Consider the following 24,963-nt stretch of genomic DNA (forward strand, 5'->3'; position numbering starts at 1 on the left):
TTGATCGGATTGGATCCCAAGGGAACCGGGTCAGTTGACGATCTGTCCGTCTCTCATCCGGACGACGCGACTCGCCTCTTCGGCGACGATCGGGTCGTGGGTACTGGCGACAACGGTGACGCCCATGGTCGAACACAGGTCGCGCAGCATGCGCACGACCGTCTCCCCCGTCTTGTGGTCCAGGTTGGCCGTCGGCTCGTCGGCGAGGACGAGCGTCGGGTTGCTGATCAGCGATCGCGCGATAGCGGTGCGCTGCTGTTCACCGCCGGACATCTTGGTGGGCTGATGGTGCAGACGGTGACTGAGACCGACTAGCTCGAGTAGCTCGAGTGCTCTCTTGCGCAACGCCTTTCGATCGTAGGGCTCGAACATCAAGGGCAGCTCGACGTTCTCGACCGCGGACAGGAACGGAATCAGGTTGTAACTCTGGAAGATGAAACCGATGGTGTCGTGACGCAGCGCGGCGAACTGACTTTCGGTGAGTGCCCCGGTGTCCTTGCCCGCCACCGTCACCGAACCCTTCGTCGGCCGGTCCAGCCCGCCGATGATGTTGAGCAGGGTGGACTTTCCGCTACCGCTCGGACCCATCAGGCAGACGAACTCGCCAGGCATGACCGTCAGGTCCGCCGCGACGAGCGCCTTGACGACTTCGTCGCCGAGCTTGTGCAGCTTCCAGACGTCGGAGACCTCGATGACCGGCGACGCCGTCGCACCGGGGGTCGACACCGGTGCTTCGACATCGGCGACGTCCATGGATTCGTCGTTTTCGTTGATGACCGTCATGAATTAGCCTCCCGCGGAGAGCGAATGAATCGGTGGCCGCGACGCTGCGGTCCAGGTGGGCAAGATACTGGTCGCCAACGCAGCGACGATGCTGACGACGATCGCGATGCCGGCGCCGAGCACGAGACCGCCGACGGCGACCCCGGTGGGTACGAAACCCGTTGCCCCGAGTCCGAGTGCGACGACCGCGGCGAGCGCCGCGCCGACGATGGCTCCGACCACGGCGGAGATCACCGGCTCGACGAGCAGTGCCGCCACCACCGGCACTCGCGGCACTCCGTTGGCGCCGAGCACCCCGAGTTCCTTGGTGCGATGAGCGACCGTTCGGGTGGTTGCGACGGCAACCTCCACGACACCGACCAGCAGGACGGTCACCGCGATCAGGATCACGGCGCGGCCGATCTCGTCGGCGTGGCCGAGGGACGCCGACTGCGCCCGGATGCCGTCCTGCATGCCGAACACCAGCACCACCAGGAACGCGCCCGTCGCGGTGGTCACCACGGGGAGCAACATCTCACCGATGCGTCTACGCGCGGCGAGCCAACCGTAGGCCAGACCCTTGCTCAACATCAGCGGTCCCCCAAGAGGTCGACGGGCCTCTGTTGCAGCAACCGGTGCACCGGCACCAGCGCTCCGACGATGGCCATTGCGGGCAGGAACGCGGCCACCATCGCCGAGGCCTGCAACCACGCCGTCGGTGTCGCGATACCCGGAATCACCAGTGCCACTGCAACTCCCGCACCAGCGATGCCGATCAGGTAGGCGACCACGAACACGATCGCCGATTCGACGAGGAAGAAGTACAGGACCTCGTCGGCGAGGCCGATGCTCGACATGATGCCGAACTCACGCTTGCGCTCCTGTACGGCGGCCAAAAACGACGAGACCGCAATCACGAAGCCGAGCCCCAGGCCGATGGTCGAGATCAGTCCGAGCGTGGAACTGGTCACCTTGCCGGAGAACAGCGCCGAGAACTTCTGCTCGAAGGTCAGCGGTCCATTGCCGCCCACGGTGTCGTAGACGAGACCGGCGCCGCCTGGATCCGGCATCACCGCAGGGTCGGCAGTGAACGGCAGGCCCGTCGCGCTGCTGAAGGACTGCGCGAGGCGGCGGTCCTCCTCCTGCCCCTCCGGGGCGAACACCGTCCACCATCCCTTCTCGCCGGCGATCGACCGGGCGAGCTCGGTGGACACCACGGCGGACTGTCCCTCGCCCGCGACGTCGACGACCAGACTCTGGCCGCCGATCACCACTCGGTCGCCACTGCCGACACCCAGCCGCTCGGCCAGGGCCGAACTCAATCCCACTTGGCCGGAGGCCATTCCATCACCGCTGCGCAGTGAGACCTCGTTACCGTTGACGGTGGTGACGCCCGACAGGGTCAGGACGCCGGTCCAACCGGCGGGGAGCACTAGTTCCGGCGCGGCGCCGTCGGCCACCAGGGCCTGGGCGTCCGGGTCGAAGTGCACACCCGCAGCGGGCACAGCCCATAGCTGCGCTCCTCCCAATACTTCGGTCACCGAGTCGGCGCCAGTGATGGCGAAGCTCGACGAGATGGTGCGGACGATGGCGACACACGCAATCGCCAGCGCAATGCCAAGGACGGACAGCACAAACCGTTCGGGTCGACGACGGATGTTCGCCAATGCGAACCGGACCAGATACCCGAAGGTATTGCCGGAGGCAGTGGCGATCGCCGGTGATCGAAGGGCCGTGGGTGCAGGGGACTCCACAGCGATGATGTTCAGCTCGCCGTGTTTCTTCGGTTGCCACTAACGATGTCCGGCAGGTTAACGCGACCTAAGTCGCGTTACGCCCCTGTGTCACGTCCACGACGAAATCCGTCGCCTTGCGGCCATGGTGAAACCAATCAGGTTCGCGGTCAGCGTGATTGGGCTTCGGAATCCGCACCGCCGAGGGACCCGAGGCGTGCGAACGGCACCGCCTCCTCCAATTCGTAGGCCAGCTCCAATAGCGTGGCCTCGCGACCCAGTCGTGCGCTGAACATCATGCCGATGGGAAGACCGTCCACCGACTGGCCCAGCGGTAGCGAGATTGCCGGATCGCCGGTGACGTTCTGCAGCGGTGTGAAGGCCACCCAGTCCACCAGCCGGTCGATGATCTGTTCGTAGTCGGCCGTCGGGTCGAGATGCCCGACGGCGGGGGGAACGTCGGCCAGCGTCGGAGTGAGCAGTACGTCGTAGTCCCGCACGCGCGCGAGCGTTCGGCGCCGCAGCGTCGCCAGCCGGGCGATCGCCAACGGAAGCCGGTGCAGATTGCCCGCCGCGAACCGTTCCAGACCAAGGCTGAGGTTGTCGAGCTTGTCGCGGTCGAAGGTGTCACCGAACCGGGCCCGACCGCCTCTCACCAGGGCGAACGACAGCAGTGCCCAGTACAGCAGGAAGTCGTCGATGAACGACGGCGGTACCGGCGGGTCGTCGAGACGTTCGACGCGGTGTCCCAGGCTCTCGAGGAGGGCGGCGGTCCGCAGCGTCTGATCGCGCACCTCGGGACTGCACTCGCGCTTGACGGACTTGGTGAACACCGCGATCCGCAGTCGGTCGCGGCCCGGTCGCGTCACGTCGCCGATGGGATCGAGCTTCGAGTTGCGCCAGACGTTCTCGGCCTCGCGGTAGAACGCGGCGGTGTCACGGACCGAGCGGGTCACCACTCCATTGGCCACGATGCGGATCGGCATCTGGCGCATGTTCGCGTCAAGGGGCAGCCGGCCGCGCGAGGGCTTGAGTCCGACCAGCCCGTTGCACGACGCCGGAATCCGAATCGAACCTCCGCCGTCGTTGGCATGCGCGATCGGGACGACGCCCGCCGCGACGAACGCGCCGGATCCCGACGACGACGCACCGGCGGTGTGGTCGGTGTTCCAGGGGTTGCGCACGGCGCCAAGACGCGGGTGCTCGGCGACGGCACTGAAGCCGAATTCCGACATCTGCGTCTTGCCGAGCGCGATGAGACCCGTCGACAGGTAGGTGCGGGCGAATTCGCCGTTCGACGTCTCCGGGCGCGGGCGCCAGGCGTCGGTACCCTCCATCGTCGGCATGCCCTCCACCGCGACGTTGTCCTTGACGAAGGTCGGCACCCCGTCGAAGAACCCGCCGTAACGGGTCGGGGCCGCCGCGCGGGTGCGGGCCCGGTCGAAGGCCTCGTAGGCCAACCCGTTGAGCCGGGGGTTGACCAGCTGCGTGCGGGCGATCGCCGCGTCGACGACCTCCACCCTGGATACCGCGCCGGACCGGAGGGCCTCGGCCACCGCCGTGGCGTCGAGAGCACCGAGAGCGTCGTCGCCGAAGGCCGATACCCGCGCAGCGTTGGAGATCATCATTCGACGCTAGCAACCCGGATGCGGAGAAACCCCGCGCCCACCGGGATCACCGGTGGGGACGCGGGGTCTCCGTGATGAGCGATTTGGTGCGTCGCTCACGTCTTGGCGCCTAGGCGCGACCGACCTCGAAGCGGACGAACCGGGTGACGGTCAGTCCGGCCTCGTCGATCACGGCCTTGACGGTCTTCTTGTCGTCGGAGATGGCCTGCTGCTCCAGAAGGACGACGTCCTTGAAGAACCCGGTGAGGCGACCTTCGATGATCTTCTGCATGGCCTGCTCGGGCTTGCCCTCTTCGCGAGCCGTCTCCTCGGCGATGCGACGCTCGTTGGCGACGGCATCGGCGGGAACGTCGTCACGCGTGAGGTACTTCGCCTTCATCGACGCCACCTGCAGTGCGACGGCGTGCGCGACGTCAGTGTTGCCACCGGTGTACTCGACGAGCACACCGACGGCGGGCGGCAGGTCGGACGACCGCTTGTGCAGGTACGCCTCGACTGTGCCGTCGAAGTACGTGGCGCGACGCAGTTCCAGCTTCTCGCCGATCTTGGCCGACAGGTCGGCGATGACCTGCTCGACGGTCCTGTCACCGACGACTGCGGTCTTCAACTCCTCGACGCCGGTCGCCTTGAACTCGGCAGCCGCGGCCACGATCTGTGCGGCCACCGCCTGAAACTCCTCGTTCTTCGCAACGAAGTCCGTCTCCGAGTTCAGCTCTATCAGCGCGCCACCCTTGGCAGCGACCAGGCCTTCAGCCGTCGCCCGCTCGGCGCGCTTGCCGACGTCCTTGGCACCCTTGATGCGCAGGACCTCGACAGCCCGCTCGAAATCGCCGTCGGCTTCGACGAGGGCGTTCTTGCAGTCGAGCATGCCCGAGCCGGTGAGCTCCCGAAGTCGCTTGACGTCGGCAGCGGTGTAGTTCGCCATTTAGGCCTCCGTGGGTGTCGTTTCGGCGGCAACCGGCTCTGCCTCGGCAGGAACAGCAGCCGGTGCGGTCGCCGTGGCGAGCAGTTCCTGCTCCCATTCGGCCAGCGGCTCGGCGGCACCCTCGGCGGCACCCTTGTCGGCGCCGGCACCGGAACGGGCCTTGAGCCCCTCGGCGACCGCGGAGGCGATCACCTTGGTGAGCAGTGCGGCCGAACGGATGGCGTCGTCGTTACCCGGAATCGGGTAGTCGACGAGGTCCGGGTCGCAGTTGGTGTCGAGGATCGCGATGATCGGGATGTGCAGCTTGCGCGCCTCCGCGACGGCGAGGTGCTCCTTGTTGGTGTCGACGACCCAGATCGCCGAGGGCACCTTCTGCATGTCCCGGATACCGCCAAGGCTGCGCTCGAGCTTGTTCTTCTCGCGGGTCAGCATCAAGATTTCCTTCTTGGTGCGACCTTCGAAGCCACCGGTCTGCTCCATGGCCTCCAGCTCCTTCATCCGCTGAAGGCGCTTGTGGACCGTCTGGAAGTTGGTGAGCATGCCGCCGAGCCAGCGCTGGTTGACGTACGGCATCCCCACACGGGTGGCCTCGTCGGCGATGGACTCCTGCGCCTGCTTCTTGGTGCCGACCATCATGATGCTGCCGCCGTGGGCGACGGTCTCCTTGACGAATTCGTACGCCGTGTCGATGTACGTCAGCGTCTGCTGCAGGTCGATGATGTAGATGCCGTTGCGGTCGGTGAAGATGAACCGCTTCATCTTGGGATTCCAGCGACGGGTCTGATGCCCGAAGTGAGCGCCGCTGTCCAGCAGCTGCTTCATTGTTACAACAGGCATGATTGCCTTGTCCTCTATGTCGTCGGTTTACGTCCGGCGTCGGGTGATGCCGGACCCTGGCGTCCGTTGCGTGCCGAACCCGTGTCGCCACGGGACCAACCGGCATGCGAGTGCGACCTTGAGATAACGGGGCCGCGCACAGGCGCGCGAAGTCAATCCGCTGATGCAGATTGCGGGACCGAGTTTACACCGTTGACATGCATGCTTCGTCCACGAACCGATCCACAGTGGCGGTTTCATCCACAGATGTGCCTCGACGCTCTTCCGTCAGTCCGATCGGCACGCTGAACTGGGTGGATGAGGTTCCTCGCGGTGTTCATGGCGGTCAGCCTGCTCACCGCGGCGCCGGCTGGGGCCGTCGATGGCCGGCTGGACTGGCCGCTGCGGCCCCGGCCCGGGGTGCTGCGGGTGTTCGACGCCCCCACCCCCAACTGGAACCGCGGCCACCGTGGCGTCGACCTGACCGGCGCGAACGGTCAGGCCGTGTACGCCGCGGCGGCGGGCACGGTGGTCTTCGCCGGCGAGTTGGCGGGCAGGCCCCTGGTGTCGATCGCCCATTCGGGCGGATTGCGTACCACCTACGAACCGGTGCGGGCCGTCGTGCGGGTGGGCCAGCTCGTCGACCCCGGCAGCGTGGTCGGTTCGTTGGTCGCGGGTCACCCCGGCTGCGGCGCGTCGGCATGCCTGCACTGGGGTGCGATGTGGGGTCCGTCGTCACGGGCCGACTACGTCGACCCCCTGGGGCTCGTGGAGACGACGCCGATTCGGCTCAAGCCCGTGGATGCGCCTGATCGTGAACGGCCCGCAATCGCGCCACGGTGACATGGGTGTACAGCTGCGTGGTCGCCAGACTCGAGTGACCCAACAGCTCCTGGACGACGCGCAGGTCCGCGCCACCTTCGAGCAGGTGCGTCGCCGCGCTGTGCCGGAGACCATGCGGCCCGATGTCTGGAGCTCCGTCGACGGCGGCCATCGTCTGGTGCACGACGGTTCGGGCCTGGCGCGGGTCGAGGCGCTTGCCTCGCGCACCGAGCAGCAGTGCGGGACCAGACGTCGGCGTCGCCAATGCGGGCCTGCCGTCGGTGAGCCAGGAGGTGAAGGCCCGCAGAGCTGGTTCGCCGAAGGGCACCGTCCGCTGCTTGTCCCCCTTGCCGAGGACCCGCAGCACGCGCCGCCCGGTGTCCACGTCGTCGACGTCGAGACCACACAGTTCACTGACGCGAATACCCGTGGCGTACAACATCTCCACGATCAACCGGTCGCGCAACGCGAGTGGATCACCCTGCTCTGCGCCGGACGTCGCGGCGTGCATCGCGTCGAGCGCCTGGTCCTGGCGCAATACGGCGGGGAGGGTGCGGCGCGCTCTCGGCACCTGCAGGCGCGCCGCGGGATCTCCCTCCAAGAGACCTCGGCGCGAAGCCCATGCGGTGAAGGTCTTCACCGCCGACGTCCGCCGCGCTAGAGTCGTGCGCGCGGTGCCTGCCGCGGCCTGGGTCGAGAGCCAGGTCCGCAGCACCGCCAGGCTGAGCCGCTCCAAGGACGGGTCCGGCGTCCGGTCGGCGAGGAAGCCGAACAGCGACCGCAGATCACCGAGATACGCGCGACGGGTGTGCTCGGAGCGGCCGCGTTGCAACGCGAGGTACTCGTCGAATTCCTCGAGAACCGCATCGACCGCCACCGCCACGCTCCTACGGTGGCAGAGGGTGCGCGGAGTCGCGTTCGGGCGCAGACGCATGTCGGGAATTCGAGATCACACAGTGACCTGTATGTGTCAGGGCGCCGAACTTGGCCGCCGCCTGTCTCCGGTGACCACTCATGTGGAGTCCTAGGTTCCGTTTCTGCGTCAGGGTCGCGGTTCGGCGCGTCAGAGGGCAGATCGCCGCCATGGTGCAGACAACGCGCTTAGCGCTGAAAGAGTGGTCATCCCCCGGAGGTCGCGCCAGACGCTTGCTCACCTCGAAGACGACGACGCGGCGTGACGATCAGGGAGCGACGGCCGCGCTGGTCGGATCGATCATGATCTTCGCGTGCGTCTCGGGGTCGCCGAGGGCGTCGAAGGCGGTCTCCACCCCGTCGAGGCCGACGGTGCCGGTGAGCAGTGGCGAACCGTCCACCTTGCCGTCGGCCAGCATGTGCAGGGTGTCGCGGAATTCCAGCGGCGTGTAACCGAACACGAACCGCAGATCGACCTCCTTGGCTATTGCCAGCGCGGGCCGCAGCTTGTCCTCTCCCATGCAGACGCCGACGACCACCACACGCGAGTTCAAGGGTGCCGCAGCGATCACGCCGTCGATCATGCCCGGGACGCCCACGCATTCGAAGATGACGGGCCGCTTCGGGCCTGCCGCACCGAAGGCGTCCGCCGCGCGGTAGACATGCGACCAGCCGGGTAGCTTGCGCAGCTTCTCCATCGACCCAATGCCGAGCTCGTACAGATCGGGGGCCTTGGTGATCGTTCCCTTGCTGCCCGCCCGTTCGTACGGTGAGTCCACCGACGGGTCGACGACGACGTCGGCACCGCATCGGGTGGCCAAAGCTCTTCGGCCAGAGGAGAAGTCGCTCGCGACGACGGTCTTCACCCCCTTCGCCTTGAGGTGGCTGATCACGGCGAGCCCGACGGGGCCGCAGCCGATCACGATCGCCACGTCACCCTTGCCGATGTCGCTGCGGCGCACCGCGTGCAGCGCGACGGCCATCGGCTCGGTCAACGCCGCAACGTCGGCCGACAGACCGTTGGGGACGACGAAGGTCATCGCCGCCTCGGCGAGCACCTGCTCTGCGTAACCACCGGGCGCCAACGGCGACAGCCCCGTCAGGTGCACGCCGCCGTGCGCGCGCACCAACGGGAACGAGACGACGAGCGTGCCGACCTTGAACTCCTTGCCGACCCCGTGGCCTCGTTCGGCGACCTCGCCGGAGAACTCGTGGCCCATGACGACGGGGGTGTCCGCGCGCATGAAGTCCTCGTACCCGACGGTGGCCATCACGTCCTCGAGCTCGCCGGCGTGATGGCGGGCGTGGAGATCGGAACCGCAGATACCGCACCGCCGCACGTCGAGTACCAGCTGGCCCTTCTGCGGCCGAGGCGCCGGAAGATCCACGACCTCGAGGTTGCCCTGCAGGCAGCGCACGGCCCTCATCGCGACACCCCGGCCGACTCGACGCGGTGCAGCGCATCTGGCACCAGATCCTTCAGCGAGCTATAGCCGTCGATCCCCATGATGAGGTCGGCTTCGGCGAGCAGCGAACGCAGAACGTGCACCACGCCGTCGACGCCGCCGAGCGCCAGGCCGTAGGCATAGGGCCGGCCGACGCCGACCGCGGTGGCGCCAAGGGCCAACGCCTTCACGATGTCGGCGCCGCTGCGGATGCCGGAGTCGAACAGCACCGGCACGCCCCTAGCCGCCTCGACGATGCCCGGTAGGCAGTCGATCGCGGGCAGGCCGCCGTTGGCCTGCCGCCCGCCATGATTGCTGCAGTAGATGCCGTCGACCCCGCCGTCGATGGCGCGGCGGGCGTCGTCGGGATGCTGGATGCCCTTGACCAGAAGCGGCAACTTCGTCAGTGATCGCAGCCAGGGCAGGTCATCCCAGGACAGCGAATTGCCGAAGATCGAGACCCATTTCAAGATGGCGCCCTGCGGGTTCTCCTCGGGCGTCTGCGGTAGTGAGGCGCGGAAGACGGGGTCACTGGTGTAGTTCGACAGGCAGTGCCCGCGCAGCTGCGGAAAGTTCGACGTCGACAGATCGCGCGGCCGCCAGCCGGGCACCCAGGTGTCCAGGGTGACGACGATCCCCTTGTATCCGGCGGCCTCGGCCCGCGACACCAGGCTGGCGGCGAGGTCGCGGTCCGTCGGGGTGTAGAGCTGGAAGAACCCCGGGGTGTCGCCGAACTCGGCGGCGACCTCCTCCATCGGATCGGCGGTCAGCGTCGACACCATCATCGGGACACCGGTTCGGGCGGCCGCCTTCGCCGCGGCGAGGTCACCGTGGCCGTCCTGCGCGCACAGTCCGATGACGCCGATCGGCGCCATGAAGACCGGCGAAGGGAGGGTGAGCCCGAACAGGTCGACGGACACGTCCCGTTCCTTGGCGCCCACGAACATCCGCGGCATCAGGCCCCAGCGTTCGAACGCCGTCACGTTGACGCGCTGGGTGCGTTCGTCGCCCGCGCCGCCGGCCACGTACGACCACACCGACGGGGACATGGCGGCCTGCGCCTTGGCCTCCAGTTCGGCGAACGCCATCGGCAGAGACGGCACGACGCCGGAGAGGCCCTGTAGGTAGATCTCGAGTTGGTAGTCACCGAATGCCATGGGCCAAGAGTGCCAGCCTTGCTCAGCCCGCGGACGCAGACTCCGCTTTCGCCAGCTCGGCCTTCCATTGGCGGAAGGTCTCCTCGGTGCGACCGCGTCGCCAGTAGCCCGATATCGACGCCCACTTCGCGTCGACGCCGTGCTCCTTGCGGACGTAGGACCGCAGGTTGTGCATGACCGCCTGCGCCTCACCGTGAATGAAGACCTGCACCTGCCCCGGCAGCCACAGGGTCTCCTTCACGGCCGCGACCAGGGGCGCGTGGTCGCCGGCCCGCTCCTCGGGAACCATGTCGGCGCGACCCCCGCGGTAGATCCAGTGGACGTCGACGCCCTCGGGTGCGGTGAGCTCGAGCTGGTCCTCGGGGCCGCTGACTTCGATGAATGCCTTCCCGACGGCATTGGGCGGCAACGCCTCCAATGCGGCGCTGATGGCGGGCAGCCCGGCCTCGTCACCCGCGAGCAGATGCCAGTCGGCGGCCGGGTCTGGGGCGTAGGCGCCGCTGGGACCCATCAGGTAGGCGGGGTCGCCCGGCTGGACCGAGCTGGCCCACGGGCCCGCCACTCCGTGCTCACCGTGGACGACGAAGTCGATGCTGATCTCACCGCGGGCCGGGTCGACGCGGCGCACGGTGTAGGTGCGCACGACCGGCTGATGCGCGTCGGGCAACTCCTTGAAGCTGTCGAGCGTCAACGGCGTCGGCAGCGCCGACACGTCGGTGCCGGACCGGGGTAGCACGATCTTGACGTAGGAATCGGTGTAGTCGCTGGGGGTGAAGGTGGTGAAGCCACCGCCCAGCACCACCCGAATCATGTGGGGCGCCAGCCATTCCGTGCGGACTACCTCGAACTGGTGGATCGGACGCCCTGCCACAGTCACCTCTTCATCGTCGGTCGGCCTCCCCGACTATACGAGCGGGCACGCCCGGGTGGGCAGCTACCGTGCGAGCACACCCGCGGTGAACTTGGGCTGCCAGTCCGAGGTCAGCAGCGCTCCGAAGTTGTCCTCACGGTTGCCGGGGTTGGCGGTGTCGACGTCGCGGATGCTGTAGATGAACGCGGGCCCGCTCCACCCCGCGGCGGCCACGCCCGCAAGCACGTCGAGGATCTGCTGGGCCTGTTCCTGTTGGCTGACACCCTCGGCGGCCGGATCGGACGTCGGGGCGCCGAACTCCGTCATCCACACCTTCTTGTCACCGTCGCCGTTGAGCGTCATCACGTCGTGTGCCCGGGCGAGATCGGACCAGGAGTTGTCCGGATCCTCTGCGAGGCCACCGGGAAAGACGTAGGGATGCATGGCAACTGCGTCGAAGTAACCCTTCGCACCGTTGAGGTACATGTCGTTGAGGAAGTTGGCGGGCCCGTCGACGCCGACGGCGGGGCTCAGTCCGGCCGACATCACCGTGCTGTTGGGTTGCACCGCCTTGATCGCCGGATAGGCCGCCTTGAGCAGCCCGACGTAGACCGCGGCGCGGCTGTCGGCGAACCCGAGGAAGCGCGGCAGGTTGGGCTCGTTCCATACCTCCCAGTCCGTCACGCGATCGCGATAGCGCTTCGCGACGGTGGCCGCGAACGCGGCGTAGTCGCCGGGGTCGATCGGTGGTGCGTACAGCGCCGTGCCCGGCACCTTCGCCCAGTCCGGGGTGTTGGTCAGCAACCCCAGCACCCGCATGCCCCGCGCCCGGGCGCCATCGATCCAGCGGTCGACGTAATCCCAATTGAACTGTCCCCGAACCTTTTCGATGGCATGCCAGTCGATGTGCACACGCATCCAGCGGGCACTGGTCATCGCCGCGGCGTCGAGTTCCCGGTTGGCGTCCTCGGCACTCATCCAGATCTGCGAGGCGCCGACGCTGAATCCGTAGCCATCGGCCGGCACCACCGGTTCGGTTCCCGTGGTACGGCATCCGGCAACGGTCGTGGTCACGACGAGCAGGAGTGCGGCCACCCGACGGCCCCATGTCCCGATGCCGTGCATGGCGCCAACCTACCGGAGCGCGATCCGCCACCTCCCGTCCCGACGCCGCACCAAACCGGCGAGTTCCAAGGTCGCCAACGGTCCAAGCACCTCGGTGGGCGGCATACCGGCGGCCACCGCGATCTGGTCGACGGTGCGCGCACCCCGCGCCGGAAGCGCATCGTAGGTGCGCAGCTCGACGTCGGTGAGACCGTCCAACGGCGAAACGGGTCGGGCCGGCTCGGGGGCGATCTCCCCCGCCGCACCCACGAGCTCCACGACCTCCTCCACACGGGTGACCAGCAGCGCGCCGTTTCGGATCAGGACGTGGCACCCCGCCGACGCCGACGACGTGACCGGGCCCGGATAGGCGCACACCGGACGCCCCAGGGCCTCGGCCCAGGCCGCCGTACTCGCTGCACCGCTTCGCAGGCCCGCCTCGACGACCACCGTCGCTCCCGACAGCGCGGCCACCAACCGGTTGCGGGTGAGGAAGCGATGCCGGGCCGGCCGAACTCCCGGGGGATATTCGCTCACCAGCAGGCCCTGTTCACCGATGCGGCGCAGCATCGCCGAATGCGCGGAGGGGTACGGCACGTCCACTCCACCCGCGAGCACCGCGACGGTCAGACCCTCCGCACCCAACGCCGCACGGTGCGCGACACCGTCGATGCCGAAGGCGCCGCCGGAGACCACCGCCACGTCCCGTTCCGCCAGGCCGGCGGCCAGATCTGCGGCCTGATACTCACCGTAGGACGTCGCCGCCCTGGTGCCGACGATCGCGCATCCGCGTTCCGCGACGTCGGCGAGGGAATCCTGCCCGATGACCCACAGCACCATCGGCGCTCGTCCCGCTGGCCGGTCGCGGACGGGCTGTCCGCTGAACGACGTGAAGGCCAGCAGCGGCCAGTCCGCATCGCCGGGGGTGAGCAGGCGGCCACCAAGGCGCCCGATCACGTCGAGATCCTTTGTTGCACAATCAAGTTCGCGTCGTGCCGCCGTGAGCCGGGCCAGCTCGCGGGGCGCGGCGTCCCGTTTGATGCGGTCCGCGGCCTCGACGGGTCCGACGCGCGTCACGTACTCCGCGAGGTCGTGGCATGGCGGCTCGACGACCCGCGACAGGTACGCCCACGCCCGGCTCTCGTCGTTCACCGCTCGCCTCCGACCTGGCGAAAGCTCAGCGCGGTGTTGACGTCGCACAGCTCGGGCCGCGGACGACCCGCCAGGTCGGCGAGGGTCCAGGCGACACGCAATGTCCTGTCGACGCCGCGGATGCTGAGCTCGCCGCGGTCCAGCGCACTACGCAGCGGTGTCATCACCGTCGTGTCCAGGCGGAAACGCCGGCGCAGCAGCGGTCCGCCGACCTCGGCGTTGGTGCGCACGCCATGCGGCGCCCACCGAGCGGCCGCGGCGGCCCGGGCAGCGGCCACCCGTTCTCGGACCGTCGCGGTGGATTCGCCCTCGGCGGCCGCGATGGCACCCGATCGGACAGGATGCAGTTCCACCCGAAGGTCGACGCGATCCATCAGCGGACCGGACAGCCTGCCGAGATACCTGCGCTTGACCGCGGCCGCACAGATGCAGTCACTTGGCTTGGCCGGGGCACACGGACACGGGTTCGCTGCCATGACGAGCTGGAAGCGGGCCGGATAAAGCGCAACGCCGTCCCGGCGCGCGAGACGAATCTCGCCATCCTCCAATGGTGTTCGCAGCGCTTCGAGCACGCTGGAGCTGACCTCGGCGCACTCGTCGAGGAAGAGCACCCCGCGATGCGCGCGGCTCACCGCCCCCGGCCGGGCGGTACCCGAACCGCCGCCGACGAGTGCGGCGACGGTCGACGTGTGGTGCGGAGCGACGAACACCGGCCGCGTGATGAGCGGCGTGCCGCCCGACAGCAGGCCCGCCACCGAGTGGATCGCCGTCACCTCCAACGATTCTTCGTGGGACAGCGGCGGCAGCAGACCCGGAAGCCGTTGCGCCAGCATGGTCTTGCCCACCCCGGGCGGCCCGGTCAACAGCAGGTGATGGGCGCCCGCGGCGGCGACCTCGACCGCGAACCTGGCGTGTGACTGCCCGACGACGTCGGCGAGATCGGCCATTGGTTCGGCCTCCGACGCGCAGGCCTCCACCCGGTCGTCGAGCGGACCCTTGCCCGAGAGCCAGGCCTGCAGATGTCGCAGCGTCCGCGCCCCCCACACCTGGATGCCGTCGACCAGGCTGGCCTCGGCCAGATTGTCGACGGGCACCACGACGGCAGGCCAGCCCTCCCGCTTGGCCGCGAGCACCGCGGGCAGCACGCCCTTCACCGGTCGCACCCGCCCGTCGAGTGCCAACTCGCCGAGCAGCACCGTCGTATCCAATTTCGCCCAGGACCTCTTCAGATGCGCCGACAGCACTGCCAACGACAGGGCCACGTCGTACGCCGAACCAGTCTTCGGAAGGGTGGCCGGTGACAACGCCAGCGTCAGCCGGGACATCGGCCAACTGTGGCCGCAGTTGGTGATCGCGGCCCTGACCCGGTCGCGGGCCTCCTGCAGCGCGGCGTCGGGCAGCCCGACCAGATGGACCCCCGGCAGACCCGAGGTGATGTCGGCTTCGATCTCGACGATCGCACCGTCCACCCCGCACACCGCCACCGAGTACGCCCGCCCCAGCGGCATCACCCCACCCCCTCGAGATGGGTGAGCTCGGGGGTCGGGCCGCGTCCGATCCGGACACCGATGACGTCGATGCGCACCTGCGCCCAGCGCTGGTCCTGGGTGGCCAGCCATGCGCCCGCGAGGCGACGCAGGCGCCGCACCTTCTGCGGTGTCACCGCCTGCTCCACCCCGCCGAACCGGTCACTGGTGCGGGTCTTCACCTCCACGAACACCACCGCACCCGCCTCGTCGTCCGCGGCGATGACGTCCAGTTCGCCATGGCGACAACGCCAATTGCGGGCCAGCACCCGCAGCCCCGACGCCCGTAGATGCTCGACCGCCATGTCTTCGCCGAGCGCACCGATCTGGGCCCGGCTCCAGGTTTCCGTCATGCCCACACCATGCGGGCAGGCTCTGACGAGATCGGCCCTACATCGGCCGTTCATCCACAGACGCGAGTTCGTCCACAGGCAAGGCTCCGAAACCGGCGTGCGAGGATGGCCGCCATGGCTGGCCGAACCCCCCACCGGGCCCTCGCGTCCGCGCTCCTGCTGCTCGTCGCTGCCGTGGCGGTGGCCGGCTGCTCGGGCACCATCGTCAACACCGACGAGGCCCGACCGACCACTCAGACCAGCACGACGGCCCCGCCGCCGCTGCCGAACCGACCCACCAACGACGCCCTGGCCAACGCCTTCGACTACGCGTCACCACAGCCAAACGGTGACTCGGCGTACTACTTCACCAGCCCCAGCAAGCGGTGGGTGTGTGCGATCATCCCGCGGGCTGAGGCCGGCTGTCAGGCGTCGACCGGTTCGGGGATTCCCGTCAAGGATGCCCCCGACGCCGTCGCGAACGCCGACGGGACGGAGGAAGCGCCCAACGCCATTCGGGTGGGCCGGGCCGCGGAACCCGAGTTCGCCGTGCTCGACTCGCCCGGATACTCGCTGGTTCCCGGCCCCGCCGCGATCCTCCCGTTCGGGAAGGTGCTGATCGTCGCCGGCTTTCGCTGCAACGTGCAGGAGGCGACGGGCATCTCCTGTGCCAGTGAGTTCACCGGCAACGGCTTCACCTTCAGCGCCGACGGCTACACCATGCAGTACACGGATCTGCCCGCCTGAACGCTAGGGCAGCGCTGATGGCTAGAACCCGAGGAGGGCGCCTCGCCCCTCCGCGTTCCAGGTATGTTCGTTAGGTAAACCTCACCTGATGTGCGCTGGCGGACCCACCACCAGCGCGGAAGGGACGAACTGGATGCGGTCACCTTGGAGGCGGATCGGCGCACTGCTGTCCGCCGTCGCCCTCATTGCGAGCGCGACGGCGTGCTCGTCGACATCCGACGAGTCCGACGGGCTGTTGATCTACAACGCCCAGCACGAGTCGCTGACCAAGGAGTGGATCGACGGTTTCACCAAGGCGACCGGCATCAAGGTGACCTATCGCCAGGGCGGTGACACCGAACTGGGCAACCAGTTGATCGCCGAGGGCGCCTCGTCCCCGGCCGACCTCATCCTCACCGAGAACTCACCCGCCATGGCCGCGGTCGAGAAGGCCGGGCTCTTCGCGGACGTGGACCAGGCGACCATCGCCCAGGTGCCCCCGCAGTACCGCCCCGCGACCAACAAGTGGACCGGCGTCGCCGCACGCACCACGGTGTTCGCGTACAACACGTCCAAGCTCACCGAGGCCCAGCTGCCGAAGTCGATCATGGACCTCGAACTGCCGGCGTGGAAGGGCCGTTGGGGCGCCCCGCCGGTCAAGCCGGACTTCCAGGCGATCGTCGCGGCGATGCTCGACCTCACCGGGGAACCCGCGACGGCGGCCTGGCTCGCCGGGATGAAGGTCAATGCGGAGATCTTTCAGGACAACATCGCCACCCTGCGGGCCATCAATGCGGGTGAGGTCGACGGGGGCGTGATCTACCACTACTACTGGTTCCGGGATCAGGCCAGCACCAAGGAGATCAGCGGCAACACCGCACTGCACTACTTCCGCAACGAAGACCCCGGCGCGTTCGTCTCCATTTCCGGTGGCGGCGTGCTGAATTCGAGCAAGAAGAAGGAGCAGGCCCAGCAGTTCCTGACCTTCGTCACCAGCAAGGCGGGTCAGGAGGTGCTCCAGAACGGCACGTCCTTCGAGTATCCCGTCGCCAGCGGCGTACCCGCCAATCCGGCGCTGGTGCCGCTGGCCGAGTTGCAGGCTCCTGCGGTCAATCCATCGGATCTGGACTCGCAGAAGGTGACCGACCTGATGACGAAGGCCGGCCTGCTCTAGATGGTGCAGTAGTAGGTGATCACCACCGAGACGGTCCCCGCGACGCCGCGCCCACAGCGCGCCGACCGTTCGGGTGCGCGCCCTGGGCCGCTGCTGATCGGGGTCGTGGCGTTCTTGGTCGCAGCCACGCTCGTGCCGATCGGCTACGTCGTCTGGTCGGTCGTCACGGTGGGGCCGGCCCGCGTCTACACCCTCGTCGCTAGGCCGCGCGTGGCCGAGCTGCTGCTCAACACGATCGGTCTGGTCGTCGTCACCGTGCCGCTGTGCATCGTCCTCGGCGTCGCCACCGCATGGTTGGTGGAGCGCACCGACGTGCCGGGCCGCGCGATCTGGCGTCCGCTGTTCGTCGCGCCGCTGGCCGTCCCGGCGTTCATCAACAGCTACGCGTGGGTCAGTGTCGTGCCGTCGCTGCACGGCTTCTGGGCGGGCATCCTGGTGGCGACGATGTCGTACTTCCCCTTCGTCTACGTGCCCGCCGCCGCGACACTCCGCAGGCTCGATCCCGCGATCGAGGAATCCGCCAGGGCGCTGGGTTCCAGTGCGACGGAAGCCTTTCGGCGCGTGGTACTCCCCCAGCTGCGCCTGGCCATCCTGGGCGGCGGGCTGCTGATCGGGGTGCACCTCCTCGCGGAGTACGGCGCCTTCGCGATGCTGCGCTTCGCCACCCTGACGACCGCGATCTTCGAACAGTTCCAGGCCACGTTCAACGGCGCGGCGGGCAGCACCCTCGCGGGCGTCCTGGTGCTGCTCTGTCTGGTCCTGCTGGTCGCCGAGGCCGCAGGCCGCGGGAACGCCAGGTATGCCAGGATCGGCTCGGGCGCCCAGCGGCAGCTCTCGCCACATCGCCTGCGCGGCAGAACGATTCCGGCCATGGCCGCACTCACCGCGCTCGGCGTGCTCGCCCTTGGCGTTCCGGCGTGGACGGTGACCCGCTGGCTGTGGATCGGCGGCACGAGCGTGTGGGCCACCGACGACATCCTGCCCGCCACCGTCCAGACCGCGGGCCTGGCGGCGGTGGCCGCCGCGGCGACGACCGTGCTCGCCTTCCCCTTCGCGTGGGTCGCGGTGCGGTACCGCGGCTTCTTCGCCCGCGTCGTCGAAGGGTCCAACTTCGTCACCAGTTCGATGCCCGGCATCGTTACGGCGTTGGCCTTGATCACGGTCGCCATCGGCGTCGCTTCGCCGCTCTACCAGACGATTTCGCTGGTGCTGGCGGCGTACGTGCTGATGTTCATGCCGCGCGCCATGGTCAACCTGCGCTCGGGTCTGGCGCAGGTGCCACCCGGGATCGAGGAGGCGTCGCGATCGTTGGGCGTCTCACCCACCAGGACCCTGCTGCGCGTGACCCTGCGACTCACCGCCCCGGCCGCCGCAGCAGGTGCCTCGCTGGTGTTCGTCGCCGTCGCCACCGAGTTGACGGCGACGCTGTTGCTCGCGCCCACCGGCACCAGCACGCTGGCGATGCGCTTCTGGTCGTTGAGTGGCGAACTGGACTATGCCGCCGCAGCACCGTACGCATTCCTGCTCGTGCTGCTGTCGGTACCGGTCACCCTGGTGTTGTTCCGCCAGTCGACCAGGGTGGCCGCGCTGTGACCACCAATGCGCTCGAAGTCGCCGGCCTGGCCAAGTCGTTCGGCGGTCACACCGTGCTCCACGGCGTCGACCTCACCATTCCCGAGGGCACCGTCACCGCCGTCGTCGGCGCCTCCGGGTGCGGTAAGACCACCCTGCTGCGCCTGGTCGCCGGCTTCGAGACCCCGGACGCCGGAACGATTTCCGTGGCCGGGCGCATCGTCGCCGGTCCGAAGGGGTGTGTCCCGGCGCACCGCCGCGACATCGGCTACGTCGCGCAGGACGGTGCACTGTTCCCTCATCTGACCGTCGGCCAGAACATCGCGTACGGGTTGACCGGCAGTGCCCGCAGGTCGCGCACCCGGGTCGCCGAGTTGCTCGAGACCGTTTCCCTGGACCCGTCCCTGGCGCGCCGCCGACCCCACGAGCTGTCCGGCGGCCAGCAGCAGCGGGTCGCACTGGCGAGGGCGCTCGCCCGCGAACCCGCACTGATGCTGCTCGACGAACCCTTCAGCGCGTTGGACACCGGTCTGCGGGCGTCGACCCGCCAGGCCGTGGCCCAGCTGCTCGCGGAAGCCCACGTGACGACGCTTCTGGTCACCCACGACCAGGAGGAAGCGCTCTCGATCGCCGATCAGGTGGCCGTCATGTGCGAAGGGCGGTTCGCCGGAGTCGGTACCCCCCAACAGGTCTACCTCGCACCGAGGGACGAATTCACCGCCCGGTTCCTCGGCGACTGCGTGTTGTTGCCGGGGACGGTCAGCGGAGATGTCGCCGATTGCGTGCTGGGCCAGCTGCCGGTGCGCGACCGGGTCGACGACGGGCCGGCGACCCTGATGCTGCGGCCCGAACAGCTGACCGCCACGCCCGTGTCCGACGGCGACGAGCACGGCAAGGGACTAGGGACCGTGCTGTCCTCGGAGTTCCGCGGACACGACGTTGTGCTCCTCGTCGATCCTGGTGCAGGAGAACCGATCATCGTGCGCCAGCACAGCCTCGATCCCCCGGCCGTGCACGCCAAGGTGCGCGTCGACGTCATCGGGCCGGTGGTCGTCCTCGCCCCGCGGCAGGCGTGATGTTCGACCGCTTACTCGATCACCTCGTCTCCTTCGGTGATCATCCCGCACTGCTGACGGCCCACCAGCGACTGTCGTACCGCGAACTCGCCGATCGCGTCACGGCCGCTGCGTCCGAACTCGGCAGCCAGCGCAGACTCGTACTCCTCGAGACCCGCAACGACGTCGACACCGTGGTGAACTACCTCGGGGCGCTGGCGGGCGGCCACGTCGTGATACCCCTGCCCGCCGACGCCGACCACACGGCGGTGATCGAGGCCTACGACCCCGAGGTGATCGTCCGCGGCGACCGCGTGGAGCACCGTCACCGCGCCGCCCACGACCTGCACCCAGACCTCGCACTGCTGTTGTCGACGTCGGGCAGCACGGGATCACCGAAGCTGGTCCGCCTGTCGACGGCGAATCTGACGACCAACGCCGAGGCCATCGCCACCTATCTGAACATCCGCGAGAATGACAGGGCCGCAACGACTTTGCCGATGTCCTACTGCTATGGGCTATCGGTGCTCCACAGCCACCTGCTGCGCGGCGCCGGCATGGTCCTGACCGATCACTCGGTCGTCGACGACGAGCTCTGGGACCTGATGACCCAGCACCACGTGACGAGCTTCGCAGGTGTGCCGCACACCTTCGATCTGCTGGACCGCGTCGGCTTCGACGACATGGTGCTGCCGCACCTGCGGTACGTCACCGCGGCCGGTGGCCGGCTGGCGCCCGACCGGGTGCGGCGCTTCGCCGAACTCGGCCGCCGCCGCGGGTGGCAGCTGTTCGTCATGTACGGCGCGACGGAGGCCACCGCGCGCATGGCCTATCTACCACCGGAACTCGCGACGGAGAACCCGCACTCGATCGGGGTGCCGATACCCGGTGGCGCGTTCGAAGTCCTGCCGTTGGACGGCGAGCCGGTCGACGGAATGCCCGACGGCGTCGGCGAACTCGTCTACCGCGGCCCAGGGGTGATGATGGGTTACGCGCACGGGCCCGGCGATCTCGCGGCGGGCCATGTCGTCGAAGCCCTGCACACCGGTGACCTCGCCCGGCGCAACGCCCACGGTCTCTACGAGGTCGTGGGCCGCATCGACCGGTTCGCGAAGTTGTTCGGCCTGCGCCTCGATCTCGAACGGGTGGAGGCAAGTCTGCGCACGGCAGGCGTCACCGCGATCTGCGCGGAGGGAGACGGCCTCCTCGTCGTCGCCGCGGCCGACCGGCCGCCAGGATGCGACGTGGTCAGGCACGCGGCGGAGGCCTCGGGGCTGCCCCGTGCGGCGGTCCGCGTGCTCGACGTGGACGAGATCCCCCGATTGCCCTCTGGCAAGCCGGATTTCCAGAGCGTTCGCGAACTTGCCGACCGCCCCCCGGCAGTCGACCCGGGCCGATTCGATCTCCGTGCGCTGTTCGCCGACGTGTTGCACCTCGACGTCGACTCGATCGATCGAAGTGCCAGCTTCGTCGACCTCGGCGGAAACTCGCTGTCGTACGTATCGATGTCGGTCCGCCTCGAGCGGGCGATCGGCCACCTTCCCGCCGACTGGCAGCAGCTCCCGGTCGGGGAGCTCGAGGCTGCGGCGAAACCCCGGCGGTGGTGGGGCACGACGCTCGAGACCAGCGTCGCACTACGCGCGATCGCGATCGTCATGGTCGTCGGGTCACACGCGGGGCTGTACACGCTGTGGGGCGGCGCCCACGTCCTTCTGGGCGTCGCCGGGTACAACTTCGGCCGCTTCTGCCTGACCCCGCTGCCGCGCTCTCAGCGAGTTCGGCACCTGCGCAACACCATTGCGTGGATCGCCGTGCCCTCGGCGGTATGGGTGGCCATCGCGCTGGTGATCACCGATGACTACACGCCGTGGAATCTGCTGCTGGCCGACAAGTTCCTCGGTCCGGGCGACAGCCTGACGTCGGGCAGGTTGTGGTTCGTCGAGATCGTGGTGTGGATTCTCGTGGTCCTGGCGCTGGTCTGTTGGATGCCCCTCGCCGACCGACTCGAGCGCCGCAAGCCGTACGCGTTCGCGATGGCCTTCCTGGCGGCGGGTCTGGTGGTGCGCTTCGACGGGTTCGGCATGGGTCACGCGGCGTGGTTCACCGTGCTTGCGTTCTGGTTCTTCGCGATCGGCTGGGCGGCGTCGAAGGCGTCGACGGTTCGCCAACGCGCCGTCGTCACTGGGTTTCTCGCGATCGGCGTCATCGGCTACTTCGGCGAAGTGCACAGGGAACTGTTGGTGTTCGCCGGTCTGGGGCTGCTGATCTGGCTGCCCGGCCTGCGGTGCCCGTCAGCGCTGACGGCGGTGGCCGGTGTGCTGGCCGAAGCGTCGCTCGTCATCTATCTCGTGCACTATCAGGTGTATCCGCTGTTCGGCGACCACCGGCTGGCGGGCGTGACCGCATCGGTGCTGGCGGGTGTCGCCCTCACGCAGCTGTTGATCATGGCGCGCAGGCGGATTCGGATCGGTGGGGCCCGGCCCGTCAGTTCTCGGCCTGCGGCTCCCGCTCCGCGATGAGGCCCTCCTGCGCCACGGTGGCGGCGATCTCGCCGTCCGCACCGACCAGGCTCCCGGTGATCACGCCCCGGCCCCGGGCCGCCGCGGGCGACCTGGTCTCCAGCAGGTTCCAGCGGTCCGCCCGCACCGGTCGGTGAAACCAGATCGACGAATCGGTCGTCCCGCTGCGGTGAGTGCGCGCCGACATCGAATGGCCGTGCACCTGCAACGCGGGATCGATCATGTACACGTCGCAGACGTAGGCCGCGATCACGTCGTGCAGCAGTGGCACCTCGGGAACCGGCACCTCGACGCGCCACCAGAGGCGTCTGACGAACTCCCCCGTCGACCGGTCGTCGACGACCCGGACGTCGATCTCGTCCAGGGGCATCGAGGGGGCCGGGCCCGGCGGGCCGGTGCGTGGCAGGGTTTCGGGATCCGTGGGCATCGAGGTGAACCGGCCGTGTTCGGGACCCGCCAGCGGCACGGCGAACGAGACGCTCGCCGCCGTCAGGAGGCGACCGGCCTGTCGGGACTCGACCCGGCGGGCCGAGGTGGTCCGCCCGTCGAACACCCGCTCCACCGTGTACTCCACGTCGTCACCCGCCTCACCGCCCCGCAGGAATTGCAGATGCATGGTGGTGGGCAGCTTCGACGGTTCGACGGTGCGGGCAGCGGCGGCGAGGGTCTGGGCCATGAACTGCCCCCCGAACGCACGCTTGCCCTCCGGTCCGCTGGCCGGCCCGATCCAGCAGTCCTCCGACGGGCCCGCCACGACGTCGAGCAGGCGCAGCAGTGCACTCACGCGACCGTACCCGCGTCGGTCAGCCGCTGAATCTCGTCGTTGGACAAGCCGAGTCGATCGCGGAGCACGTCGGCGGTCTGGTCGCCGAGGGCGGGAGCCGGCACCGCGGGTCGGTAGACACCGTCGACCGCCAGCGGCAGGCCCGGCGCCAGGTACTCGCCGATGCGTGGCTGATCGAGCGTGCTGAACAAGGGATTGTCGGTCACCTTCGGATCGGCCGCGGCCTCGTCGAAGGTGCGGTAGCGCTCCCACAGAATGGACGTCGCCGACAGGGCCGCGGTGACCTGCTCTGCGGTGTGCTCGGTGAACCACACCGTGAACAGCCCCGTGAGCGCGTCGCGATGCCGATAGCGCTGCCCCTCGTCGGTGAAGTCGGCACCGAGCGATTCACCAAGCGCAGCAACGGCTTTGACGGTCCCGGTCAGCTCGGCCAGATCACGGAAGTGCCGGCCGGTGAGCGCGACGATCATGAACGCAACACCGTCGGCGCTGGTGAACGCCTGGCCGTACTGACCGTAGATCGAGTTGCCGATGCGCTCGCGCCCGACGCCGTTGATCATCACCTCGGTCAGAAAACTCAGGTTGCCCGCGGTGGCCAGGGCGACGTTCTCCAGGGGGACGGCGACGCGCTGACCCCGACCGGTGGCCTCGCGGTGCCTCAGCGCGGTCGTCACGGCAAGGGCCACGTACAGCCCGCAGGTGACGTCCCACGCGGGCAGGACGTGGTTGACCGGGGCGGCGAGACCGGCCGGTCCGGTGACCAACGGAAAGCCGATACCTGCATTGACGGTGTAGTCGACGCCGGTGCCACCGTCGGCACGGCCCGACACCTCGACGTGGATGAGATCGGGACGCGACTCGACCAACGCATCATAGGAATGCCATTGCCGCCCAACCACATTGGTGATCAAGATGCCACTGTCGACAATCAAGCGCGTGACCAACTCGCGCCCCTCGTCGCTGCGCGCGTCGATGGCGGCGGAGTGCTTGCCCTTGTTCAGCCCGGCCCAGTAGATGCTCTCGCCGTTGGCGGTCAACGGCCAGCGGTGATAGTCCGCGGCCCCGCCGACGGGATCGACGCGAATCACCTCGGCGCCGAGCTGGGCCAGTGTCATCCCGGCCAAGGGAACGGCGACGAAGCTGGAGATCTCGATGATCCGGACGCCGGCCAGCGGCTGGGTGGCATCGGCCATCAGATGAGGTCGACCGCATCGGCGATGGAGTCGAGCACCCGGCTGGGCCGGAAGGGATACTTCTCGATGTCACCCAACGTCGTCGATCCCGTGAGTACCAGGATCGTCTCCAACCCGGCCTCGATCCCTGCGACGACGTCGGTGTCCATCCGGTCGCCGACCATGAACGTGCTCTCCGAGTGCGCTTCGATGCGGTTCAGCGCGCTGCGGAACATCATTGGGTTCGGCTTGCCCACGAAGTAGGGTTCGCGTCCGGTGGCCTTGGTGATCAGCGCCGCGACCGATCCGGTGGCGGGGGTCGGTCCCTCGGCCGACGGCCCGGTGACGTCGGGGTTGGTCGCGATGAAGCGGGCACCCCCGCCGATCAACCGGATCGCCTTGGTGATCGCCTCGAACGAGTACGTCCGCGTCTCGCCGAGGACCACGAAGTCGGGTCCGGTGTCGGTCAGCGTGTACCCGACCTCGTGCAGTGCCGTCGTCAGCCCCGCCTCGCCGATGACGTAGGCGGATCCGCCGGGCAGCTGGTCGAACAGGAACGCCGCGGTGGCCAGGGCCGACGTCCAGATCGCGGCCTCAGGCACTTCGAGGCCGGATCGCAGCAGCCGCGCCGCCAGATCGCGTGGCGTGAAGATCGAGTTGTTGGTCAGCACCAGGAAGGGGCGCTCCTTCTCCACCAACCGTTGCAGGAATTCGACGGCGCCGGGAAGCGCACGCTCCTCGTGTACGAGAACGCCATCCATGTCGGTGAGCCAGCACTGCGGTGTCTTGCGCATGCC

General features: G+C 68.6%; 23 protein-coding genes. 6 read left to right on the top strand and 17 right to left on the bottom strand.

The window, feature by feature from the left end; genetic code table 11:
- Positions 1-30 precede the first annotated feature (30 nt).
- The 6 genes from QUE68_RS18395 to rpsB form a co-directional block, all read right to left on the bottom strand.
- On the bottom strand, positions 31-753 hold the full coding sequence (locus QUE68_RS18395; protein ID WP_284231077.1) for an ABC transporter ATP-binding protein: 723 nt from the start codon (positions 751-753) through the stop codon (positions 31-33).
- A gap of 33 nt (positions 754-786) precedes the next feature.
- Positions 787-1,353 (bottom strand): ABC transporter permease, encoded by a 567-nt coding sequence (locus tag QUE68_RS18400; protein WP_284227576.1) that lies wholly within the window; start codon positions 1,351-1,353, stop codon positions 787-789.
- Positions 1,353-2,516, bottom strand: a complete 1,164-nt coding sequence (locus tag QUE68_RS18405) for an ABC transporter permease (protein ID WP_286274229.1) — start codon at positions 2,514-2,516, stop codon at positions 1,353-1,355. Before QUE68_RS18405 ends, QUE68_RS18400 begins: the two co-directional genes overlap by 1 nt.
- A gap of 149 nt (positions 2,517-2,665) precedes the next feature.
- Positions 2,666-4,120 (bottom strand): amidase, encoded by a 1,455-nt coding sequence (locus QUE68_RS18410; RefSeq protein ID WP_284227579.1) that lies wholly within the window; start codon positions 4,118-4,120, stop codon positions 2,666-2,668.
- 112 nt (positions 4,121-4,232) lie between these two features.
- On the bottom strand, positions 4,233-5,048 hold the full coding sequence (gene tsf / locus QUE68_RS18415; protein ID WP_284227581.1) for a translation elongation factor Ts: 816 nt from the start codon (positions 5,046-5,048) through the stop codon (positions 4,233-4,235).
- Positions 5,049-5,885: a 30S ribosomal protein S2 gene (rpsB, locus tag QUE68_RS18420; RefSeq protein ID WP_284227583.1), complete on the bottom strand. Its 837-nt coding sequence runs from the start codon at positions 5,883-5,885 to the stop codon at positions 5,049-5,051.
- A 297-nt stretch (positions 5,886-6,182) separates the two neighbouring features.
- Here rpsB and QUE68_RS18425 point away from each other — a divergent pair, with 297 nt between their 5' ends.
- Entirely contained in the window at positions 6,183-6,707 is a 525-nt protein-coding gene (locus tag QUE68_RS18425; protein WP_284227584.1) for a M23 family metallopeptidase, read from the top strand.
- Here the strand turns inward: QUE68_RS18425 and QUE68_RS18430 are convergent.
- The 8 genes from QUE68_RS18430 to QUE68_RS18465 form a co-directional block, all read right to left on the bottom strand.
- Positions 6,655-7,569 (bottom strand): tyrosine recombinase XerC, encoded by a 915-nt coding sequence (locus QUE68_RS18430; RefSeq protein WP_284227585.1) that lies wholly within the window; start codon positions 7,567-7,569, stop codon positions 6,655-6,657. The two genes, QUE68_RS18425 and QUE68_RS18430, sit on opposite strands and share 53 nt — an antisense overlap.
- A 298-nt stretch (positions 7,570-7,867) precedes the next feature.
- Positions 7,868-9,025, bottom strand: coding sequence for a zinc-binding dehydrogenase (locus QUE68_RS18435; protein ID WP_284227586.1), 1,158 nt, complete (start codon positions 9,023-9,025; stop codon positions 7,868-7,870).
- Positions 9,022-10,200, bottom strand: coding sequence for a lactate 2-monooxygenase (locus tag QUE68_RS18440; protein ID WP_284227587.1), 1,179 nt, complete (start codon positions 10,198-10,200; stop codon positions 9,022-9,024). The genes QUE68_RS18435 and QUE68_RS18440 overlap by 4 nt, the downstream gene beginning before the upstream one ends.
- Before the next feature lie 22 nt (positions 10,201-10,222).
- Positions 10,223-11,071, bottom strand: a complete 849-nt coding sequence (locus QUE68_RS18445; protein WP_284231079.1) for a siderophore-interacting protein — start codon at positions 11,069-11,071, stop codon at positions 10,223-10,225.
- Between the two features lie 63 nt (positions 11,072-11,134).
- Complete coding sequence (locus QUE68_RS18450; RefSeq protein WP_284227588.1) at positions 11,135-12,175, bottom strand: glycoside hydrolase 5 family protein; 1,041 nt, start codon at positions 12,173-12,175, stop codon at positions 11,135-11,137.
- Between the two features lie 9 nt (positions 12,176-12,184).
- On the bottom strand, positions 12,185-13,306 hold the full coding sequence (gene dprA / locus QUE68_RS18455) for a DNA-processing protein DprA (protein ID WP_284227589.1): 1,122 nt from the start codon (positions 13,304-13,306) through the stop codon (positions 12,185-12,187).
- The gene (locus tag QUE68_RS18460) at positions 13,303-14,814 is read right to left on the bottom strand and encodes a YifB family Mg chelatase-like AAA ATPase (RefSeq protein WP_284227590.1); all 1,512 of its coding nucleotides are present in this window, start codon (positions 14,812-14,814) and stop codon (positions 13,303-13,305) included. Before QUE68_RS18460 ends, dprA begins: the two co-directional genes overlap by 4 nt.
- Positions 14,814-15,185: a YraN family protein gene (locus QUE68_RS18465; RefSeq protein WP_284227591.1), complete on the bottom strand. Its 372-nt coding sequence runs from the start codon at positions 15,183-15,185 to the stop codon at positions 14,814-14,816. Before QUE68_RS18465 ends, QUE68_RS18460 begins: the two co-directional genes overlap by 1 nt.
- Before the next feature lie 114 nt (positions 15,186-15,299).
- Here QUE68_RS18465 and QUE68_RS18470 point away from each other — a divergent pair, with 114 nt between their 5' ends.
- The 5 genes from QUE68_RS18470 to QUE68_RS18490 all read left to right on the top strand — a co-directional run bounded on the left by QUE68_RS18470 (position 15,300) and on the right by QUE68_RS18490 (position 22,210).
- Complete coding sequence (locus QUE68_RS18470) at positions 15,300-15,911, top strand: hypothetical protein (protein ID WP_284227592.1); 612 nt, start codon at positions 15,300-15,302, stop codon at positions 15,909-15,911.
- Positions 15,912-16,044: 133 nt separating this feature from the next.
- Positions 16,045-17,064, top strand: a complete 1,020-nt coding sequence (locus tag QUE68_RS18475) for an iron ABC transporter substrate-binding protein (protein WP_284227593.1) — start codon at positions 16,045-16,047, stop codon at positions 17,062-17,064.
- Positions 17,065-17,079: 15 nt separating this feature from the next.
- Positions 17,080-18,657 carry an ABC transporter permease gene (locus QUE68_RS18480; protein WP_454786277.1) on the top strand — a complete coding sequence of 526 codons (1,578 nt, stop codon included), beginning with the start codon at positions 17,080-17,082 and terminating at the stop codon, positions 18,655-18,657.
- Positions 18,654-19,712, top strand: coding sequence for an ABC transporter ATP-binding protein (locus tag QUE68_RS18485; protein WP_284227594.1), 1,059 nt, complete (start codon positions 18,654-18,656; stop codon positions 19,710-19,712). The genes QUE68_RS18480 and QUE68_RS18485 overlap by 4 nt, the downstream gene beginning before the upstream one ends.
- Positions 19,712-22,210, top strand: coding sequence for an AMP-binding protein (locus QUE68_RS18490; RefSeq protein ID WP_284227595.1), 2,499 nt, complete (start codon positions 19,712-19,714; stop codon positions 22,208-22,210). The genes QUE68_RS18485 and QUE68_RS18490 overlap by 1 nt, the downstream gene beginning before the upstream one ends.
- Here QUE68_RS18490 and QUE68_RS18495 read toward each other — a convergent pair.
- The 3 genes from QUE68_RS18495 to QUE68_RS18505 are packed head-to-tail and all read right to left on the bottom strand — an operon-like array spanning position 22,176 to position 24,960.
- On the bottom strand, positions 22,176-22,994 hold the full coding sequence (locus QUE68_RS18495) for an acyl-CoA thioesterase (protein ID WP_284227596.1): 819 nt from the start codon (positions 22,992-22,994) through the stop codon (positions 22,176-22,178). The two genes, QUE68_RS18490 and QUE68_RS18495, sit on opposite strands and share 35 nt — an antisense overlap.
- A complete protein-coding gene (locus QUE68_RS18500) occupies positions 22,991-24,187 on the bottom strand; it encodes a CoA transferase (protein ID WP_284227597.1) in 1,197 nt (398 codons plus the stop codon). The genes QUE68_RS18495 and QUE68_RS18500 overlap by 4 nt, the downstream gene beginning before the upstream one ends.
- Positions 24,187-24,960 (bottom strand): HAD-IIA family hydrolase, encoded by a 774-nt coding sequence (locus QUE68_RS18505; protein ID WP_284227598.1) that lies wholly within the window; start codon positions 24,958-24,960, stop codon positions 24,187-24,189. The genes QUE68_RS18500 and QUE68_RS18505 overlap by 1 nt, the downstream gene beginning before the upstream one ends.
- Between the last annotated feature and the right edge of the window lie 3 nt (positions 24,961-24,963).

The sequence above is a fragment of the Mycolicibacterium sp. TUM20985 genome, from assembly GCF_030295745.1.
In the GTDB taxonomy this organism is placed as follows: Bacteria; Actinomycetota; Actinomycetes; order Mycobacteriales; family Mycobacteriaceae; genus Mycobacterium.

Bases quoted from the DNA above. Each gene is read 5' to 3' on its own strand.
- QUE68_RS18460 (WP_284227590.1), bottom strand. From the start codon at position 14,814: ATGCCGCTGGGGCGGGCGTACTCGGTGGCGGTGTGCGGGGTGGACGGT.
- QUE68_RS18465 (WP_284227591.1), bottom strand. From the start codon at position 15,185: ATGACGGAAACCTGGAGCCGGGCCCAGATCGGTGCGCTCGGCGAAGAC.
- QUE68_RS18475 (WP_284227593.1), top strand. From the start codon at position 16,045: ATGCGGTCACCTTGGAGGCGGATCGGCGCACTGCTGTCCGCCGTCGCC.
- QUE68_RS18400 (WP_284227576.1), bottom strand. From the start codon at position 1,353: ATGTTGAGCAAGGGTCTGGCCTACGGTTGGCTCGCCGCGCGTAGACGC.
- QUE68_RS18470 (WP_284227592.1), top strand. From the start codon at position 15,300: ATGGCTGGCCGAACCCCCCACCGGGCCCTCGCGTCCGCGCTCCTGCTG.
- QUE68_RS18440 (WP_284227587.1), bottom strand. From the start codon at position 10,200: ATGGCATTCGGTGACTACCAACTCGAGATCTACCTACAGGGCCTCTCC.
- QUE68_RS18425 (WP_284227584.1), top strand. From the start codon at position 6,183: ATGAGGTTCCTCGCGGTGTTCATGGCGGTCAGCCTGCTCACCGCGGCG.
- QUE68_RS18490 (WP_284227595.1), top strand. From the start codon at position 19,712: ATGTTCGACCGCTTACTCGATCACCTCGTCTCCTTCGGTGATCATCCC.
- QUE68_RS18410 (WP_284227579.1), bottom strand. From the start codon at position 4,120: ATGATCTCCAACGCTGCGCGGGTATCGGCCTTCGGCGACGACGCTCTC.
- QUE68_RS18450 (WP_284227588.1), bottom strand. From the start codon at position 12,175: ATGCACGGCATCGGGACATGGGGCCGTCGGGTGGCCGCACTCCTGCTC.
- QUE68_RS18505 (WP_284227598.1), bottom strand. From the start codon at position 24,960: ATGCGCAAGACACCGCAGTGCTGGCTCACCGACATGGATGGCGTTCTC.
- QUE68_RS18435 (WP_284227586.1), bottom strand. From the start codon at position 9,025: ATGAGGGCCGTGCGCTGCCTGCAGGGCAACCTCGAGGTCGTGGATCTT.
- QUE68_RS18500 (WP_284227597.1), bottom strand. From the start codon at position 24,187: ATGGCCGATGCCACCCAGCCGCTGGCCGGCGTCCGGATCATCGAGATC.
- rpsB (WP_284227583.1), bottom strand. From the start codon at position 5,885: ATGCCTGTTGTAACAATGAAGCAGCTGCTGGACAGCGGCGCTCACTTC.
- tsf (WP_284227581.1), bottom strand. From the start codon at position 5,048: ATGGCGAACTACACCGCTGCCGACGTCAAGCGACTTCGGGAGCTCACC.
- QUE68_RS18395 (WP_284231077.1), bottom strand. From the start codon at position 753: ATGGACGTCGCCGATGTCGAAGCACCGGTGTCGACCCCCGGTGCGACG.